This window comes from Floridaenema fluviatile BLCC-F154 (assembly GCF_041929135.1).
GTDB lineage: Bacteria > Cyanobacteriota > Cyanobacteriia > Cyanobacteriales > Aerosakkonemataceae > Floridanema > Floridanema fluviatile.
In genome coordinates this window covers 1-16,610 of record NZ_JBHFNS010000064.1, presented here as the reverse complement: position 1 = coordinate 16,610, position 16,610 = coordinate 1, and the positions used below count along the sequence as shown (strand labels likewise).

Here is a 16,610-nt window from a genome sequence, read left to right as displayed (position 1 = left end):
TCAATCTAAAATCCCAAATCTCAAGTCTAAAATCGAATGACGTTCCAAACAGCTAAAATCCAAGCACTGATTGCTGAGATTGATGCAGTACTTAGCAAAGATAGTAAATCCCGCTTTAGTTGGTTGGTGGGAGATGGTAGTTCCGATCGGCAAATGTTGCAGCGGGTTCGCCAACAGCTGGAACAGTTAGCCAGATTACAGGCTACTGGGGGAAAAACTGAAGTGGCGGAAATTGCCAGTTACCAAGTTTTGTTTGAGCAAGGTGATGTCGAGGGCGATCGATCGGTATCATCGGAATCATTACAAACAGAAATAGACTTATTACAGCAACAGCGGCAAGAATTATTAAATGAAATCGATCGGCTACAGCAACAAAGAAAAGTCTTAATTAATCCCGAAATATTAGTTGAACAACAGCAAATTATTACAGAATTTTCTCAAGAATTAATCAATCGTTTCCAGTCAACTGTCAATCAACAATTGGCGGAAACTTTAGAAAAAATTCAACCTGTACAATTACCGGAAGCAGCAGAAGAAACTAGCTCAAATCAGGAAACAGAATCACCAGAATTAGAATTTATTGGCTTAGAAACCACAATAATCGATCCTGAATTGGAATCGATCGCTGCGTCAGCGGAACCATTCCCTTATGCTGGAGTTGAGTTACCCTCAGCAATCAGAGGAAAACTAGAAAATAAAGATTCTGTCAGATCACAATTAGAGCCAAATGATACAATTTCGGCATTAACAGATTTAATCGAAGGTTTAGCTGTAAATACCGAATTACCGGAAGAAGACTTGCTCACAACTGAGTCAACTATTCCCCAGGCAAAAGTAGACTTTTGGTTAGGAGATAATATTGCAGAGCAGTTAAATGAAGAGCTTTCCGATTTAGAAATAGTTGAGCAACCAGAACCGGAACCGGAATTTCAACCGTCAGAAGAGGTGAGAGAAACTATTGGCGATGTTAGTGAAGATCTCACCGATAGTATTGATTTAGATTTGACTGCTGCTGTGGAACAGGAGAAAATAAATTCTGCAATTCCCGAACATATTTTGGCAGAGTTTGAAGATTTATTTGGTGATACTAATAACCTCGCTAGTGCCGAAACTAATCCAGAATTAGAACTAGAAAAAAGTCCAGAATTAGTAACTAAGCAAGAACCTGTAGAATCAGAAAAAAAAAACTAAAATCAAAGTTGCAGCGTCAGAAAAAACGTTCAGAAAAAGCGAAAACTGAACCACAAATGTTAGCTGAAAATGCGGATAATTCCCCGAAAGAAGTTAAAGAATCAATATCGCTAACTGTTGCTCATCAAATTGAAAGAAGATTAATTTCTCGTCCAACCCCGTCTTCTCTGTTGTCTTTACGTCCTTTAACTCCTTTACCTGCGGCTCCTACTAGTGTTTGGTATTTGGGAATTGATATTGGTACAACAGGATTGGCTGCTACGTTATTAAATAAGTCTAGTAAACAAGTTTATCCGATTAGTTGGTCGGTTGCAGAACAAACAGATTTATCAGAAGATTGTCATCGTTTACCAATTACGATCGCTGGAAAAGTATTACCTAAAAACTTCAAAACTTATTTAAATGTTACATTGCCTTATTACTCGGCGGAAACGGGAAAATCCCAACCTGTTTTTAAGTGGTCAAAACCTGAAGAAAATGAGAGTTTAGCTTTAAGAGAAACTAGATATCAAGATACTCAAGAAATCGAATTAAGCGAAATTCTCTCAGTAATACCAGTGCTGTTGTCTTATTTTAAGGCTCCTGAAAATCGGGAAAATTTGCCGATTGAGTCCAAGAATAATTTGGTTAATTGTAGCTTTGCGGAAGGTTTGTCAAAAGCAGATTTTGAAAAAGCGATCGCAGATTTGGCAGGGATTATTGTTAGTTGTCCAATTGGTTGGTCGGAAGCTTATCGGTTTAATGTTAGAGAAGGGATTTTAGCATCGGGGTTAGTGAGTAATGGGGAGCAAATTTGTTTTATGGAGGAAGCGATCGCATCCCTATTAACCGAAATACATTTTCACGAAAATAACTCAACAACTCCAGAAAACATTAGCGAATCTGTTACTACTAAATATAACTCAGAAAACTATCCACTACGTTGGCAAGGAGAAACTTTAGTTATAAATTCAGGAGCTAATACTACAGAATTAGCACTAGTAGACTTACCCGAAAAATTGTTAGATTTAACTTATCAAGACTTTACCCTTCGTAGTTTTCCCTATGCTGGAAATCACCTCGATCAAGATATAGTTTGTCAATTACTTTTAAATGGAGAATCAGAAATTGAAAAACCCTTACCGGGCGAACCTGATTTATTAACTCGCCAGCAGTTACAAATGCGTTTAACAAGTACTGAGTGGGGAGAAACTTTGTTGTCAGCGGCGAGTTATTTAAAAGTAACTTTACCACAAGAAGATAGTTTCACTTTCACGATCGGAGAAGAAGAGCGAGAAATTAGGAAAAAAGATTTAGAAAAGCGTGTAACCAGTCGTTTTGTCCAAAGTTTGAATCGGGAATTAAACACACTTTTAACTCAAGCAGGTAGTTCTGTGGAAGCAATAAACCAAATTATTTGTACAGGTAAAACTACCATGATTCCCGGTTTAACTAATTGGTTACGCCAAAAATTCCCCAATGCTAAAGTAATCCAAGAAGCAGAAATTAAATCAACAATCAAACCAGAAAACCGTGTTGCTACTGGATTAGCAATTTTACCGCTTTATGTCCAACTTTTAGATAATTCTCGACAGCAGTATAACGATTACTTCTTATTATTGGAATTGTTACGTACCTTTGGAGAAACACAACTTTCTGTTGGTAAAATTATCAACTTATTGGAACGTAAAGGTATTAATATTCGTGCTTGTCAACAACGGTTGTTTGCTTTATTAGCGGGCGAACTTCCCGCTGGTTTAGTTCCCGCGGAATTAAATGCAGGTTTACTCACCGAAGCATCCTGGCAAAATACAGATTATCAAGCAATCAGAGCCGGAAAACTGTTTTCAGAGGTAGAAAATCAAAGCTATTGTCTAAATTCCGATTATGCTCAACACTTACGGCATTATTTAACGGCTGTTTTAGCTCGTACTTACCAAAAATTAGAAGAACCTTACACGACTTACTGGTTAGCAACCGTAGAGAGCCAAAATAGTTGAGAACTTTGTTACTAAATCAATACGTAGTTTCCTCAGATAAAATCGGAATCGAGGAAAGTTAAAACTTAATTCTTATTAAAGATTTTCTGAAGTAGAGTGTAGTTTTAATCAAGATGTATTAGATGTAAGTCTCAGTAACAATACAGAAGCTTAAAACTTTGGTTAGTAATTGAAAGATTTAGTAAAGTTAGTAGTTTTCCTACTCTCATTTCAGGATGAGCATGGTTATATTAGCTGTTAGATAAGGGTTTTACTCTCTGACACTTGTTGGTGAACAATATGATTTCTTCCGATCGCTTATCCAATATAATTGCTAATTCATCGATTCAAAAAAGTAATTATCAGGTTGATTTCTATAGAAGACTGCATCCTTCAGTAACCAGTAAGACTAAACGATTAATTGATATCTTGGGGGCCATCGTAGGGCTATTAATTACAGTTATAGTATTGGTACCTGTGGCGATCGCTACTCAGTTCGACAATCCAGGGCCAATTTTTTACAGTCAAATGCGTTGTGGGTTGAACGGTAAAATTTTCCGCATCTGGAAATTTCGCTCAATGGTAGTCAAAGCAGATAAACTCAAGCATTTAGTCAAAAATCAAGCCAAAGGTCACATTTTCAAAAATGACCACGATCCCCGAATCACCAAAGTTGGTCGTTTCCTGCGCCGCACTAGCTTAGATGAATTACCCCAATTTTGGAATGTTTTACTCGGAGATATGAGTTTAGTAGGAACTCGTCCACCCACAATTGATGAAGTAGAAAAATACGAAATTCACCATTGGGAAAGGTTACAAGTTAAACCTGGGATTACAGGCGAATGGCAAGCAAATGGTCGTTCTACAGTAACGGACTTTGAAGAGATTGTACGGATGGATGTAGATTATCAGCGCAAATGGTCTGTTTTGTACGATATTTCTTTAATTTTCCAGACAATTTCCGTAGTTTTAGCTAAAAAAGGCGCTTGCTAAGTTTTTCAACCTAAATCGCCGCGAAGATTCAGGGTGCTTACTATCCCAACTTTACCAATGCAGTAAATCAATTTGTAAAATTAAGTAATTTCTCGGTGGCATTTTGCCATGATAGAGTGAGATAGATTAAATATAAAATTTAACTGTGGATAATTGATAGTTTTTCTCTACCTGCTTTATAAAGTTTTTAATATATTAGTTAAATCAACAAAGTTGCGATCGTAGTACAAGTATCTAAAATTGTGGCTAATCAACGAGGGGACAAATCTACTAATTCCAAGCCCATTTTTCATCAGGAAGTCTTATTTCAGCCGACTTTAAGTGAAAAAGACCGAAATTTGCCAGTATTTATGGGTGCAAGTTCTGTTAATCCTTCTCTCAAAGGAACTAATCTCCGGGGTGCTTACCTGAAAGGTGCTTACTTGAGAAAAGCGGAATTAAGAAAGCTTGATTTAAGAGAAGCTTGTCTCAGTTTTGCCGATTTAATTGAGGCAAATTTGAGTGAAGCTTGTCTGACTTTAGCTGATTTAACCGAGGCTTGTCTGAACTTATCCAATCTGAAGAAAGCCGTACTCAATCAAGCTAATTTATTTAAAGCGAATTTAGTTGGTGCAGACTTGAATTATGCAGACTTGCGAGGAGCAAATTTCTGCAAAGCGAATTTAGTTGGAGCTAGCTTGGAACAAGCTAATTTAAGTAAAGCTAATTTATGTGGCACAGATTTAAGTAGCACAGATTTGCGAGGAGTAAACTTACAAAATGCTGTGTATGATTTAGCAACTCGTTTCCCAGAGGGTTTTGATTTAACTAAAGCGGGAACTTGTTTAATTGGCCCTAATATGTTGTTACCAGGAATTAATTTAAGTGGTGTCAATCTCAGTGGTACAGATTTGCGAGGGACAGATTTGCGGAGAGCTAATTTAAGAAAAACTGATTTGACTAATGTGAATTTAATCGCAGCTAATTTGAGTGGGGTAAATTTAAGCGAAGCTAATTTAACGGGGGCTGATTTACGAGAAACGATTTTCAAAAAAGCAATTTATAGTTGGGGAACTCGTTTTTCTGAAGATGTAGATTTGGAAAAGTTAGGCGCTTATTTGATTGCTCCTAATGTATGTTTAGCAGAAGTGAATTTAAGTGATGTAGACCTGAATGGTGCAAATTTGCCAGGTGCTAATTTAAGCCGAGCTAATCTGAAAGGTGCAACAATGAGGGGTGCAGATTTGATTGCGGCAAACTTGCGGCAGGCGGAGTTAACAATAGCAAATCTCCAAGATGCAGATTTGAAAGAGGCAGATTTGACTAAAGCAAATTTGCAACAGGCTAATTTCAGTAATGCGGATTTGCGAGATGTGAATTTGACTAAGGCAAATTTGCAAGGAGCAAATCTAGCAGGTGCAGATTTAAGAGGTGCGGATTTGACCGGAGTGTGCTTAAATCAGGCTAATCTAAGTAATGTGGATTTACGCCATGCGGATTTGACGAGGGTAGATTTACGGGGGGCAAATTTGAGTGGCACAGATTTTTCCCAAGTAGATTGTACAGGGATAATTTTAGATGAGGGAGTTGCGCTCGTAATTTCTCACCCCAAGAAACAATCTGCGAGAAACACTATTTCCAGACAATGAAATTTTAATGTAGAGATAGAAACCTAGTAGAGATGTAATATTAACTATGAGTTCGCCAGAAATTTATAAAGGTTGGATTATTGAGGCTAGACCAGTTTTTTGTGTGGAAGTTTGGAACGCTGGTGGTAAATGCTTTATTCCTGTCCACAATGCGAAGAATGCCAAGGAAGCACTGAAAATGGCAAAGCGTTGGATTGATATGCAAATGGAAGAAGAACAGCAAAATTTAGAATTTAATGATGATATATCGCCAGATTTTGATGATGATGATATGCCGTTTTGAGGGTAGTTAGTAGTTAGTGTTGATTTATTAATTGATAGGATGGTATTGATTATTTTAAAAAATGAGCGATCGCACTCAAATTACTAACAAATTGAAATGCTAACTATTGACCCCGCCCTGGTTTGCAGTCTGCAAAACCCAATGCTTCAGAATCAAGAAAGCTGGCTATTGCCATTTCCACAACAGTTTCGATCGGATATTCAATTTCAGCGGCGCGTGCAACTAGAGCAAGCCGGATTCTTTCGGGTAGGCGATCGAGGATAGCTTGAGCGTCAGCAACAGATAATTTTTCTAAGCTATTAGTCTGCATGGCTCTATTTCTCTGGAGGAATTTGGACGTTGTAGGGTGGCTCAGTTGCTCTTAAAATAACTGTTTCTAGCTCTAATAGTAGCGCAGGAGTTTCCCAAGAGGAGAGCAAATAAATTGCAATGCGGACATCTTCATCATTGTATCGATCGAGCCATGCCCATAAGAAGGCTTTGTGACCACCGCTAAAGCGTCCACGCAAACTTTTGGTTTTGCCAATGTAAAGTAGTCCTTCCGTGCGATGTCTGACTGCGTAAAGTCCAGGGCGAGGCGGAATGTTGTTAAAGCTGCGAGTGATTGGTTGGCATTGCTCGAAGGGAATTGATGCTAGAGTATTGAGAATTTGGCGGGCTTGTTGCTGGATGGAATCGGTCATGGAAATTGGGAGACGCAAGCGGTTATTACATCCTACAAGTAGAAGCGGTCGCACTCAAATTAACTAAGAAATTCAAATGTGCGATCGTACTCTCCTAATTAATAAGTTGAACTGAAAAGTCAAGTTTAATCACACCGCCAAATTTTTATTTTTCCATCACTACTACCACTAATAATAGTTCTCCCATCAGGACTAACAGCTAAACAATTGATAGAATCTGTATGACCACTGAAAACTTGAATGCGTTTACTATTCCGAGGATTCCATAATATTATTCTTCCATCATCACTACAGCTAGCAAGAATCTCTCCATTAGGAGAAAAGGCAATACAATTAACCTTTTGTAAATGTCCCTCAAGAGTGCGAGTTAACTTTCCAGTCTTTAAATTCCACAACTTAATTGTAGTATCTGGGCTGTTACCACCACTGGCAAGAGTTTTACCGTCAGGACTAAATGCAACTGACTTCACTCCTCCTAAATGTTCATTAAATGTTCGAGGTTTTCCGGTTGCATAAGGGTTCCAAAAATTAATTTCTCCCTCAAGTACACCATCAACCTCAGAATTAATAACAATACCACCAGCTATTATCTTTCCATCAGGACTGAAAGCAACAGATTTAATGTTTTCATAGTAACCAGGTTCGGAGTTATAGTAATAGCCTGGATCATACAAAGCTTGCTCATCCATACCAACCAATAAAATACGCTGTGGTTTTTTTTCTTCTAATAACTCTGGTATCCACAGGTTAATCTGATTGCAATAAGCACTAGCAATTATCTGACTATCAGGACTAAAAACTATAGGTGCGTCGCCCTTTACTTTTATAGTTCTAAATGGCAAACCATTTCCAGATTTTAATAATTTTTGTAAATTCCATAGTTTGATTTTTTCATGATGATTGAGTTTAAATTCACCTTCACTAACTATATCAAAACCACAGGCCAAAAATTCCCCATTTGGACTAATGGCTATTGATACAGGTACAAGTTGTTCCTCTGAAGATTCAGTACTTGAATCTTCAAAATCTAAAATGGAGTAGACAAATTTTTCTTGTTCAAGATCCCAGAATTTAATTGAGCAGTCTCCCCCACTACTAATTAACATTTTACCAGTGGGACTGATTGCCAATGAAGTAACTGCGTAAGAATGATCGGCTAGTGTTTTTACACATCTCCAAAATGATGCTTTATTAGCTAGACTTGCGGATATTTCTTTGTCGGATGGAGTTGTTTTTGAAGGGATATCTTTAATAACTTCATCTGCTGATTTATATCGGCTTAATTTACTCGTAAGAAGCTTTTTAAGGATTTTTTCTAGGGAATTAGTAATTAAACCGTTTACACTATATTCCCACAAACCATCTTGCCAGTCATCTCCATAATTGTTATAAAGATCGACTGGGCTTAAATTAGTTAATAGATGGATACAAACAGCACCCAAACTATAAAGATCGCTGGCAGGAGAAGACTCACGCTCTGGTGCTCTATAACCCTCTACTCCAAATTGAATACTAGGTATATTAGATTGAGTTTCTTGTTCCTGTAACCGTTTGGCAATTCCAAAATCTATCAGAACTAACTTGTGATCACTCTCTCGTCGAATTATGTTATCTGGCTTGATGTCACGGTGAATAATATCATTTTCGTGTATAAACTTGAATACAGGCAGTAAATCAATGAGTAGTTCCCAAATTTGCTGTTCACTAAAGGCTCCTTGTTTTTGGAGTTCATCCAATAATGTTTTCCCCTCAACAAACTCCTGTACCAAGCATTCATCTGCTTCAAGGTAAGCCAGCAAAACGGGAATTTGAGAATGCTTCTCCAATTCGTAAAGCCGCTTTCCTTCTTCACGAAAAAGTTGTCTAGCACGCTGCCCACTAGCCGAAGATTCTTCAAATGGCTGTATAAATTGCTTAACTACACAAAAACTATTCAATCTGTGTTGATCTTCAGCCATATAAGTTTTACTAAAGCCGCCATCTGCCAAAAGCTCTATAATCTTGTAGCGTCCGCCTATTGTTTCCCCAATCATAAGTTTTTGCCAAATGTTTACATAATAAAAATTGTGCCACACTTTCCATTAACTTAGGTAAGTAGAAGTATAAAAAGTTCACGATGAGTTATATACTCACTAATATTTGCTGAAAGTCCTATGCCTTAGTTCACGTTTGCTCAAATTAATCTATAACAATAATTCTCACTAACGACGATGGTATCGATACCCTAGCATTTAAGCATTACAAAAAGCAGTCAATAGCAAGGGGACAATTGTTGGCCCAAAAGAACATTTATTAGGTTGTAGGCATCAAGTTACCACCACTTACCCCATAAATGTTGTGCGACCTTGGTTTTCACTTTATTCACATCCACCTACTTAGAAGAGGATTCACTTTCTTTGGGTTTTACTTCCAAGCGAAAACCCATTTCATTTAATAGTGCTACCAAAGTATAAATTTCCGAATTTTCATGGTTTAATAACATCTGGCTAAGGTTCTGATAGTGCAGTTTAGCTTCTTCAGATAAATTGTTCATCTTCTGATGTGCTGCAACTACATTTCCCATTGCCAAATTTAATAATTTTGGATCTCCTTCTTCCAATGTCACTTCGATATAAGCAGCAGCGTGTTCAAAATCTTTTAAAGATTCCACTAGGTAGTCGTAGTAGCTATCACTCGCTGGGGTCTTTACGTTTTTCATAATCTGCCCAATACTCTTTAGCTTTGTTAATATCTCGATTTTGAGTGCTTTTATCTCCACCACAGAGAATCAGGATAATCGACGATCCGAATTGTCCAAAGTACACTCGGTAGCCGGGGCCATAATCAATTCTAAATTCAATTATTTTAATTGGTCATACTTAATTATAATTTTGCGGTGTTGATACTCTCCTAAAACAAATGACTCTAATTCTCACCAATGACGATGGCATCGATGCCCCTGGTATTCAAGCATTACAAAAAGCCGTTAACGGCAAGGGAACAATTGTTGCCCCAAAAGACCATTTATCAGGTTGTGGGCATCAAGTTACTACTACTGGCCCGATAAATGTTTTGCGTCGTTCTGAAACAGAATTTGCTGTTGGTGGCACTCCCGCTGACTGTACAAGGATTGCTTTAAGTCATCTTTTTCCTAATCCTAAATGGGTGCTTTCTGGAATTAACGCTGGGGGCAATTTAGGGGTTGATGTTTATATTTCGGGAACTGTTGCCGCTGTTAGGGAGGCAGCTATTTTGGGAATTCCGGGAATTGCGATTTCTCACTATCGCAAAGGGAAGCTAAATGTTGATTGGGATACGGCGGCGAGATGGACGGCGAAAGTGTTAGCGGATTTGTTCGATCGACCTTTAGAAACGGGAAGTTTTTGGAATGTCAATTTACCACATTTATTACCGGGAGAACCTGACCCAGAAGTGGTATTTTGTCAGCCTTGTAAAGGTCGTTTACCTATTAATTATCGTATTGAAACTGATGATTATTATTATCAGGGAAAATATGCCGATCGCGATCGCACTCCTAACACCGATGTCGATGTTTGCTTCTCCGGCAAAATCGCCGTAACTCAACTAAAACTGTAGAATAATTTAAGTGATACTAGTAATAGTAAAAACCTGTGGAACCAACAGAAGAACAATACCTAATTTTGAATGCCCTAGAAACTCTTGAGCTACTTAACAATGCCTTGTATGATGAAGAAAAAGGAGTGTGGTACATTCAAACACCTAGCTTGGTATTACCCTTTGCCATTATCAGGCGAAACGGTGATATAGTTCCTACTACCTGGAGGTCATAATTATGCGAGAACCTAATGCACTAGAGAAACAACAATATGAAAGATTCAAAGAACTGTTTGCTATATCGCGACAACGCTATTTAGAAGCAGGGGGCGATCCTCGGAAACGTCCCAGCGGTCGTAAGGGTGATGATTACTTAACTGATGAGGAAAGGCAGGAATTATATAGTATAGGACGCGAGATCTTTGGTGTTGTTACCAACGGCGATGAAATACAATGTCAAGGACAGTCTTGGAAAATTCCAGCTAAATCTACTAACAATTAGGATAGGAAAAAATGCGAATCTTAATCATGGGCGGGACTCGGTTTATCGGAGTTTATTTGACTAAACTTTTGGTGGAACAAGGTCACGAGGTAGTATTATTTAATCGGGGCAAAAAGCCTGCACCAGTTGAAGGTTTACAGCAAATTCATGGCGATCGCACTAACGCTGAGATCGTTAAGGAAAAGTTGGCTCATGAAAGCTTTGATGCGATTTTTGACAACAACGGTAGAGAACTTAGCGATACTCAACCTTTAGCTGATATTTTTCACGGCAAAGTTAAACATTTTGTTTATATGAGTTCGGCGGGAGTTTATCTGAAAACCGATCGATTACCTCATATTGAAGGGGATGCGATCGATCCGAAAAGTCGCCATAAAGGAAAGTTTGAAACTGAAGCTTATCTGCAAGAAAAAGGATTACCTTTTACCTCAATTCGTCCCACTTATATTTATGGCCCGCAGAATTATAATGATGTAGAAGCATGGTTTTTCGATCGCATAGTGCGCGATCGACCTATCCCGATTCCCGGTAACGGATTACACATTACTCAACTCGGTCATTGTGGTGATTTAGCTAAAGCAATGGCAGCAGTTTTAGGCAATGAAAAGGCGATCGGACAAGTGTATAATATATCAGGCGAACGTTACGTTACCTTTGATGGATTAGCCCGTTCTTGTGCCATTGCTGCGGGAAAATCACCCGATGATTTAAAAATTGTTCATTACGACCCGAAAAAATTCGACTTTGGCAAACGGAAGAGTTTCCCATTACGAGTTCAACACTTTTTCGCCTCAATTAATAAAGCAATTAATGAACTGAATTGGAAACCAGAATATGATTTAATTGCTGGGTTAAAAGATTCATTTGAAAATGACTTTCTCACCGTTGGAAGGGATAAATCCGAAATTGATTTTTCCGTAGATGATGAAATTATCGAGGCAGCATCTTAATTAGACCTTGATTAAAAATGCTATAGCTGCACAAAAACCATTTAGATGTGCAGTTCAATGGCATTTTTATTTTTTATTTTACATAAAAATAAAAGTAATTTATATTATTCCAGTGTGTAGAGATCTAAATCAGGAAAAACACCCAAATTTTTTAATTGCTATAATAGAAAAAACTTAAATATTCAAGTAAATTGGTTAAAATATGGGCAACATTGTGATTCGGGACGTTCCCAAAGAAAGATTTGTTATCAAATGAATGAGAGCTTAATGGATTTTCCTCGAAAGTAATCGTAAATAAAGAGGAGTAAAAACTAGGGTTTCTGATAGTGAAAAATCTGCTTGCTTGGCAGATTTTTTATTATCAGAAACCTATTCTACTGAGAAAATTCATTATTACTAGGATTTGGGGGCAAAACGTAGATAATTCCTGAAATTAATGTGAAAGCGACAGAAATCCAAAAAGCAATAACCGAATATAATTGCCAATTTGTCGGTAAAGGTGCGATTAAAAGGGCGATCGCTAAAATTTGACTCACAGTTTTGAATTTTCCCCAAATATTCGCGCCAGAAATTTTAGTTTGGTTGACGCGCCAACCTGCGATCGCTAACTCTCTCGCCAAAATTAAAAACACACCCCAAGCTGGCACTTGCCCTAATTCTATCAGCGCCAACAAAGGCCCTAAAATCAGCAGCTTATCCACTAAAGGATCGAGAAACTTCCCCAGATCGGTCACTTGGTTGAGTTTTCTTGCCAAATAGCCATCCAGCCAATCTGTGCTCGCAGCGATAAGAAAGATTACCAAACATACCCAACGACTTGAAGTAGTTGGATAATGTAAGCCATATAGTAAAAACGGCAACCCCAAAAGACGAGACAGAGTAATCCAAGTCGGAATAGTCATATATTAGTTAATAGCAGATTCTTCGATCTTAGTAGAACAGTGAGGAGATGAAACAGTGGAGGAGTGCGAAACATGAACCGCAATAATTATAGAAAACATCTGACCACAATATCTGTAAACATCAAAAAATCTTAAAAAAAACCACTATGCAAAACCGTTGGGCAGATCAAAAACTGAAAACTTGTGAAGCATCATTTCTTTGTTTAGAAGCCGCTTGGAAACAATATCTCCAAGCTACTAAAGGTATCAAAGAAGCTTTAACAGAGGGAATGCCGATCGCCTTACTAGAACAAACTTATCCCTTAAACTGGGAAAAAGTTTGGCAAGCAATTCGGCGCAAAAAATCCTGGGGACATAAATCATACCAACTATGGAAATGGTTGCAACAAGGAGAAATAATTCAGCAACATTTAATTCAAATCGAATTACTCATGGCTGATTACCGATTACAATTACATAATTCCGGGAAAAAAGCCACAGAATTTTGGCAAGGATACGCCGAAGGTAAAGTTCTTTGTCGTACTCCCTGTGAAGAATCGCCAAAAATAAATGATTCTCCCACACCTTACCAAAAAGGAGTACTTTTAGGTTGGCGTTATGCAGTAGTCAAGCATGAAATTCAAACTAGACTTTATTGCTGTCGCAAAACTACAGCTGATTTATTTACTTGGGGTTAAAACTTGAATTCAAATCAACAAGGGGAAACTACCATTTCTCATCAAAAACGCGCCTACTCTTTAGATGCTTTACGTGGATTTGCGGTGTTAACAATGGTGCTGTCAGGGACAATTTCTTACCGCATTTTACCCCCTTGGATGTACCACGCACAACTACCTCCGCCAACTCACGCATCTAATCCTAATTTACCCGGTTTAACCTGGGTTGATTTAGTTTTTCCTTTGTTTTTATTTGCTATGGGTGCATCTATTCCCTTAGCACTTTTTCGCCGGATTAAACCGGGAATTACTAATAAGATAAATGTGATTTTTTATATTCTCAAAAGAGGCTTTTTTTTGGGGGCTTTTGCCATATTTCTTGAACATTTTCGACCGGGTAGAATAGCCGATAATGCCCTAATCAACAAATGGTTAATTGCTGTAATTGGGTTCGTTATCTTATTTTTTATGTTTGTCCGGTTGCCAAATGATTGGAAGAAAATTCCGCAGCAAGCAATTACAATTGGCGCTTGGATATTGGCAGTTATTGTTATTTCAGGGATTCGCTACACCAATGGTATAGGCTTTTCTTTAGCTCGCAGCGATATTATTTTAATTGTCCTGACAAATACAGCAGTTTTTGGTTCGTTAATTTGGTTATTTACTAGACATAATTTATGGTTAAGAGTGGGATTAATCGGATTATTATTTGCTTTGCGTCTATCTTCGACAGTTGCTAAAAGTTGGACGGCTGCACTGTGGTCATTTTCTCCGATACCTTGGTTATTTAAGTTTCATTATTTATCTTATTTGTTTATAGTGATTCCTGGGACGATCGCCGGAGACTTAATTCTAAATTGGCTACAAAAACCTAAGTTTGAAAATGATTTTAATCGAACCAATAATCATAAGTTGTTAGCCATCATCTTTCTATTATTAGCTAATATTTTAATCTTACTCATTGGGTTACAAGCTAGATGGGTATGGCAAACAACATTAGTTAGTGCAGCTATTTGTTATTTGACTCGTTTTTTGTTAATTAGACCAAATAATGAAACTGAAATTTTAATTCAAAAATTGTATTACTGGGGTGTTTATTGGTTAGCATTAGGGTTACTTTTTGAACCGTACCAAGGAGGGATAAAGAAAGATCCGGCTACTTATAGTTACTTCTTTTTAACCACAGGGATTGCTTTTTTCGTGTTGATTATTTTTACGATATTAATAGATGGTTTTCAATTGCAAAAACCTCTACATTTGTTGATTGATAACGGACAAAATCCAATGATTGGTTATGTAGGATTTGCAAATTTAGTTTGGCCTATTTTTATTGCTTTGGGAATCGAAAAATTTGTAATTGCCAACGTGCAAACTCCTCTTCATGGCTTTTTCAAAGGAATTTTTTATACTTTAACTGTTGCGTATATTGTTAGTTTGTTTACCAGGTTAAAACTGTTTTGGCGAACATAAGAACTATAGTTAGATCTTTACTCTTACACAAAAGGTTGGTTATTGCGTTATATTAAGAAATGTAAAGATAGCGATCGAAAACCAAAATTTAGGAACTATGGGATTATTTGGATTTGGCAAAAAACTTAGCTTACCTACTCACGATCAAGCATTACCGGGACGTGAGGAAGAAATGAGTGTTCCAGCGCGTCATTTTGTGAATGGTAATCCTCTAAAACCTCCCTTTCCCGAAGGAATGGAAATGGCAATATTTGGGATGGGATGTTTTTGGGGTGCAGAACGCAAATTTTGGCAACAAGAAGGCGTATTTACCACAGCAGTTGGTTATGCAGCAGGTATAACTTCTAACCCAACTTATCAAGAAGTTTGTACCGGAATGACGGGACATAATGAAGTTGTTTTGGTTGTTTTCGATCCGAAAGTGATTAGTTACGAATCCTTGCTGAAGGTTTTTTGGGAAAGTCACGATCCGACTCAGGGAATGCGTCAAGGTAATGATGTTGGGACTCAGTACCGTTCAGGAATTTATGTTTATTCTGCTACTCAAAAGGAAATAGCAGAAGCTGCAAAAGCAGCTTATCAAAATGCTTTGGATGCTTCGGGTTATGGAAAGATTACCACGGAAATTCTTGATGCACCAGAGTTTTATTATGCTGAAGCTTATCACCAACAGTATCTGGCGAAAAATCCTAATGGATATTGTGGTTTAGGTGGAACAAAAGTTTGTTTCCCAGAAACAACCACAGCTTAAAAGTTAAGTGGGGGTAAAGGGTTAAGTTTTCCCTTTGCCCTTTTTCCAACTCGGTGATTGTTAAATTTTCTAATTTTGAAGAAAATGGAACTGAGTAATGGGAAAATAAGTCTAGAAAGATAGTTAATACTGTAAGTAATTTTAATTGTCGGAAGGACTAAAAATGAAAAGTATTGGTTCTGTTTTGGCGATCGCCCTAACTACCACCGCCTTAGTTGGAAGCACAACTGCGATCGCGCAAACTCCCACAACCACAGGTCAATTTTCCAGCGTCAGCGGTAATGTCACCTATCGAGAAAGAATTGCTTTACCACCAGATGCGTTACTAATTGTACAACTCCAAGACACATCTAAACAAGATGCTCCAGCTGTTGTAATTGGTCAACAAATTATTCCTACTCAAGGTCGCCAAGTTCCCTTTCCCTTTGAAATTGTCTATAACCGCAACACAATTAACCCAAGTCACACATATACAGTTCAAGCAAAAATTATTGTTGATAATCGACTGCGTTTCATTAATACAAATTCCTATCCTGTGATTACTAGGGGAAATCCTAACAAAGTCGATATTTTACTAAACTCAGTAGGAACTTCTCCTCGTCCTAAAAGTGTATTTTCCAGATTTGAACCATTAAATAACTAGGGAAAATTGAGGTTTGGATTCATGGTTAATCAGAAAAAGTAAACTTCTTAATTAACCATGACTATCTATCTATAACCGATTAATTCCGAGAAAGCGCCGCAATAACTAAAGCAGCAATAAAGGGAATGAGAATTGGTAAAACTACAATCAATCCCCATTTACCAAAACGAATTTCTTCCCCTTCAGATTTCAGAAGTGCAATCCAAGCAGCCGTTCCCATAATTGCCCAAAGAATACCAAACGCGAGAAAAATCACAAATGTCGAATCTTCCATTTCTGTCAATTTTGAGTAAAACTTCTACTTATAATTAGAGCGAATAATCTGTTACGCATTTAAATCACTTATTAACGAGTAGGGTGCGTCAGACGGTAAAGCCTATGTAGAAAGGAAAATATCTAAATCTGACGCACCCTACAATATGACTTTTAAATGCGTAACAGCTTA

At 37.7% G+C, this 16,610-nt stretch carries 19 protein-coding genes and 1 pseudogene; 13 read left to right on the top strand and 7 right to left on the bottom strand.

Annotated features, from left to right (window positions below; all coding sequences use genetic code 11):
* Window positions 1-36: 36 nt before the first annotated feature.
* The 5 genes from ACE1B6_RS16365 to ACE1B6_RS16345 all read left to right on the top strand — a co-directional run bounded on the left by ACE1B6_RS16365 (window position 37) and on the right by ACE1B6_RS16345 (window position 6,053).
* Window positions 37-1,191, top strand: coding sequence for a hypothetical protein (locus ACE1B6_RS16365; RefSeq protein ID WP_413258317.1), 1,155 nt, complete (start codon window positions 37-39; stop codon window positions 1,189-1,191).
* Between the two features lie 8 nt (window positions 1,192-1,199).
* Complete coding sequence (locus ACE1B6_RS16360; RefSeq protein WP_413258316.1) at window positions 1,200-3,170, top strand: hypothetical protein; 1,971 nt, start codon at window positions 1,200-1,202, stop codon at window positions 3,168-3,170.
* A gap of 279 nt (window positions 3,171-3,449) precedes the next feature.
* On the top strand, window positions 3,450-4,142 hold the full coding sequence (locus ACE1B6_RS16355) for a sugar transferase (RefSeq protein WP_413258315.1): 693 nt from the start codon (window positions 3,450-3,452) through the stop codon (window positions 4,140-4,142).
* A gap of 242 nt (window positions 4,143-4,384) precedes the next feature.
* The gene (locus ACE1B6_RS16350) at window positions 4,385-5,770 is read left to right on the top strand and encodes a pentapeptide repeat-containing protein (protein WP_413258314.1); all 1,386 of its coding nucleotides are present in this window, start codon (window positions 4,385-4,387) and stop codon (window positions 5,768-5,770) included.
* 46 nt (window positions 5,771-5,816) lie between these two features.
* Window positions 5,817-6,053: a hypothetical protein gene (locus ACE1B6_RS16345; protein ID WP_413258313.1), complete on the top strand. Its 237-nt coding sequence runs from the start codon at window positions 5,817-5,819 to the stop codon at window positions 6,051-6,053.
* A gap of 103 nt (window positions 6,054-6,156) precedes the next feature.
* On the opposite strand, the gene ACE1B6_RS16340 is transcribed toward ACE1B6_RS16345, so the two are convergent.
* From ACE1B6_RS16340 to ACE1B6_RS16320, 5 genes and pseudogenes are all read right to left on the bottom strand, one after another.
* Window positions 6,157-6,363 carry a hypothetical protein gene (locus ACE1B6_RS16340; RefSeq protein WP_413258312.1) on the bottom strand — a complete coding sequence of 69 codons (207 nt, stop codon included), beginning with the start codon at window positions 6,361-6,363 and terminating at the stop codon, window positions 6,157-6,159.
* A 4-nt stretch (window positions 6,364-6,367) separates the two neighbouring features.
* A complete protein-coding gene (locus ACE1B6_RS16335) occupies window positions 6,368-6,736 on the bottom strand; it encodes a GIY-YIG nuclease family protein (RefSeq protein WP_413258311.1) in 369 nt (122 codons plus the stop codon).
* 125 nt (window positions 6,737-6,861) lie between these two features.
* Complete coding sequence (locus ACE1B6_RS16330) at window positions 6,862-8,811, bottom strand: protein kinase domain-containing protein (RefSeq protein ID WP_413258310.1); 1,950 nt, start codon at window positions 8,809-8,811, stop codon at window positions 6,862-6,864.
* A gap of 296 nt (window positions 8,812-9,107) precedes the next feature.
* The gene (locus ACE1B6_RS16325; protein ID WP_413258309.1) at window positions 9,108-9,434 is read right to left on the bottom strand and encodes a helix-turn-helix domain-containing transcriptional regulator; all 327 of its coding nucleotides are present in this window, start codon (window positions 9,432-9,434) and stop codon (window positions 9,108-9,110) included.
* Window positions 9,406-9,579 (bottom strand): annotated as a pseudogene (locus ACE1B6_RS16320) (type II toxin-antitoxin system RelE/ParE family toxin); the annotation flags it as partial. The pseudogene ACE1B6_RS16320 and the gene ACE1B6_RS16325, both read right to left, overlap by 29 nt.
* A 55-nt stretch (window positions 9,580-9,634) precedes the next feature.
* Between ACE1B6_RS16320 and surE the strand changes: the two are divergent.
* Genes surE through ACE1B6_RS16300 form a run of 4 tightly spaced genes read left to right on the top strand, consistent with a single transcriptional unit; the run spans window position 9,635 to window position 11,743 of the window.
* Window positions 9,635-10,312: a 5'/3'-nucleotidase SurE gene (gene surE, locus ACE1B6_RS16315; RefSeq protein WP_413258308.1), complete on the top strand. Its 678-nt coding sequence runs from the start codon at window positions 9,635-9,637 to the stop codon at window positions 10,310-10,312.
* Window positions 10,313-10,347: 35 nt separating this feature from the next.
* Window positions 10,348-10,527: a hypothetical protein gene (locus ACE1B6_RS16310; protein WP_413258307.1), complete on the top strand. Its 180-nt coding sequence runs from the start codon at window positions 10,348-10,350 to the stop codon at window positions 10,525-10,527.
* A gap of 2 nt (window positions 10,528-10,529) precedes the next feature.
* Entirely contained in the window at window positions 10,530-10,793 is a 264-nt protein-coding gene (locus tag ACE1B6_RS16305; protein WP_413258306.1) for a hypothetical protein, read from the top strand.
* A gap of 11 nt (window positions 10,794-10,804) precedes the next feature.
* Window positions 10,805-11,743: an NAD-dependent epimerase/dehydratase family protein gene (locus ACE1B6_RS16300; protein WP_413258305.1), complete on the top strand. Its 939-nt coding sequence runs from the start codon at window positions 10,805-10,807 to the stop codon at window positions 11,741-11,743.
* A gap of 374 nt (window positions 11,744-12,117) precedes the next feature.
* On the opposite strand, the gene pgsA is transcribed toward ACE1B6_RS16300, so the two are convergent.
* Window positions 12,118-12,645: a CDP-diacylglycerol--glycerol-3-phosphate 3-phosphatidyltransferase gene (pgsA, locus tag ACE1B6_RS16295; protein WP_413258304.1), complete on the bottom strand. Its 528-nt coding sequence runs from the start codon at window positions 12,643-12,645 to the stop codon at window positions 12,118-12,120.
* 146 nt (window positions 12,646-12,791) lie between these two features.
* Here pgsA and ACE1B6_RS16290 point away from each other — a divergent pair, with 146 nt between their 5' ends.
* From ACE1B6_RS16290 to ACE1B6_RS16275, 4 genes are all read left to right on the top strand, one after another.
* Window positions 12,792-13,322, top strand: coding sequence for a hypothetical protein (locus ACE1B6_RS16290; protein WP_413258303.1), 531 nt, complete (start codon window positions 12,792-12,794; stop codon window positions 13,320-13,322).
* A gap of 3 nt (window positions 13,323-13,325) precedes the next feature.
* A complete protein-coding gene (locus ACE1B6_RS16285; protein WP_413258302.1) occupies window positions 13,326-14,771 on the top strand; it encodes a DUF5009 domain-containing protein in 1,446 nt (481 codons plus the stop codon).
* A 97-nt stretch (window positions 14,772-14,868) separates the two neighbouring features.
* Entirely contained in the window at window positions 14,869-15,522 is a 654-nt protein-coding gene (gene msrA, locus ACE1B6_RS16280) for a peptide-methionine (S)-S-oxide reductase MsrA (RefSeq protein ID WP_413258301.1), read from the top strand.
* Window positions 15,523-15,685: 163 nt separating this feature from the next.
* Window positions 15,686-16,165 (top strand): YbaY family lipoprotein, encoded by a 480-nt coding sequence (locus ACE1B6_RS16275; protein ID WP_413258300.1) that lies wholly within the window; start codon window positions 15,686-15,688, stop codon window positions 16,163-16,165.
* 79 nt (window positions 16,166-16,244) lie between these two features.
* On the opposite strand, the gene ACE1B6_RS16270 is transcribed toward ACE1B6_RS16275, so the two are convergent.
* Window positions 16,245-16,439, bottom strand: a complete 195-nt coding sequence (locus ACE1B6_RS16270; protein ID WP_413258299.1) for a hypothetical protein — start codon at window positions 16,437-16,439, stop codon at window positions 16,245-16,247.
* Window positions 16,440-16,610 lie beyond the last annotated feature (171 nt).

What these genes read in the sequence shown, in the direction of transcription:
- ACE1B6_RS16365 (WP_413258317.1), top strand. Translation starts at nt 37, where the DNA reads ATGACGTTCCAAACAGCTAAAATCCAAGCACTGATTGCTGAGATTGAT.
- ACE1B6_RS16355 (WP_413258315.1), top strand. Translation starts at nt 3,450, where the DNA reads ATGATTTCTTCCGATCGCTTATCCAATATAATTGCTAATTCATCGATT.
- ACE1B6_RS16345 (WP_413258313.1), top strand. Translation starts at nt 5,817, where the DNA reads ATGAGTTCGCCAGAAATTTATAAAGGTTGGATTATTGAGGCTAGACCA.
- ACE1B6_RS16340 (WP_413258312.1), bottom strand. Translation starts at nt 6,363, where the DNA reads ATGCAGACTAATAGCTTAGAAAAATTATCTGTTGCTGACGCTCAAGCT.
- ACE1B6_RS16335 (WP_413258311.1), bottom strand. Translation starts at nt 6,736, where the DNA reads ATGACCGATTCCATCCAGCAACAAGCCCGCCAAATTCTCAATACTCTA.
- ACE1B6_RS16325 (WP_413258309.1), bottom strand. Translation starts at nt 9,434, where the DNA reads ATGAAAAACGTAAAGACCCCAGCGAGTGATAGCTACTACGACTACCTA.
- surE (WP_413258308.1), top strand. Translation starts at nt 9,635, where the DNA reads ATGACTCTAATTCTCACCAATGACGATGGCATCGATGCCCCTGGTATT.
- ACE1B6_RS16305 (WP_413258306.1), top strand. Translation starts at nt 10,530, where the DNA reads ATGCGAGAACCTAATGCACTAGAGAAACAACAATATGAAAGATTCAAA.
- ACE1B6_RS16300 (WP_413258305.1), top strand. Translation starts at nt 10,805, where the DNA reads ATGCGAATCTTAATCATGGGCGGGACTCGGTTTATCGGAGTTTATTTG.
- pgsA (WP_413258304.1), bottom strand. Translation starts at nt 12,645, where the DNA reads ATGACTATTCCGACTTGGATTACTCTGTCTCGTCTTTTGGGGTTGCCG.
- ACE1B6_RS16290 (WP_413258303.1), top strand. Translation starts at nt 12,792, where the DNA reads ATGCAAAACCGTTGGGCAGATCAAAAACTGAAAACTTGTGAAGCATCA.
- msrA (WP_413258301.1), top strand. Translation starts at nt 14,869, where the DNA reads ATGGGATTATTTGGATTTGGCAAAAAACTTAGCTTACCTACTCACGAT.
- ACE1B6_RS16275 (WP_413258300.1), top strand. Translation starts at nt 15,686, where the DNA reads ATGAAAAGTATTGGTTCTGTTTTGGCGATCGCCCTAACTACCACCGCC.
- ACE1B6_RS16270 (WP_413258299.1), bottom strand. Translation starts at nt 16,439, where the DNA reads ATGGAAGATTCGACATTTGTGATTTTTCTCGCGTTTGGTATTCTTTGG.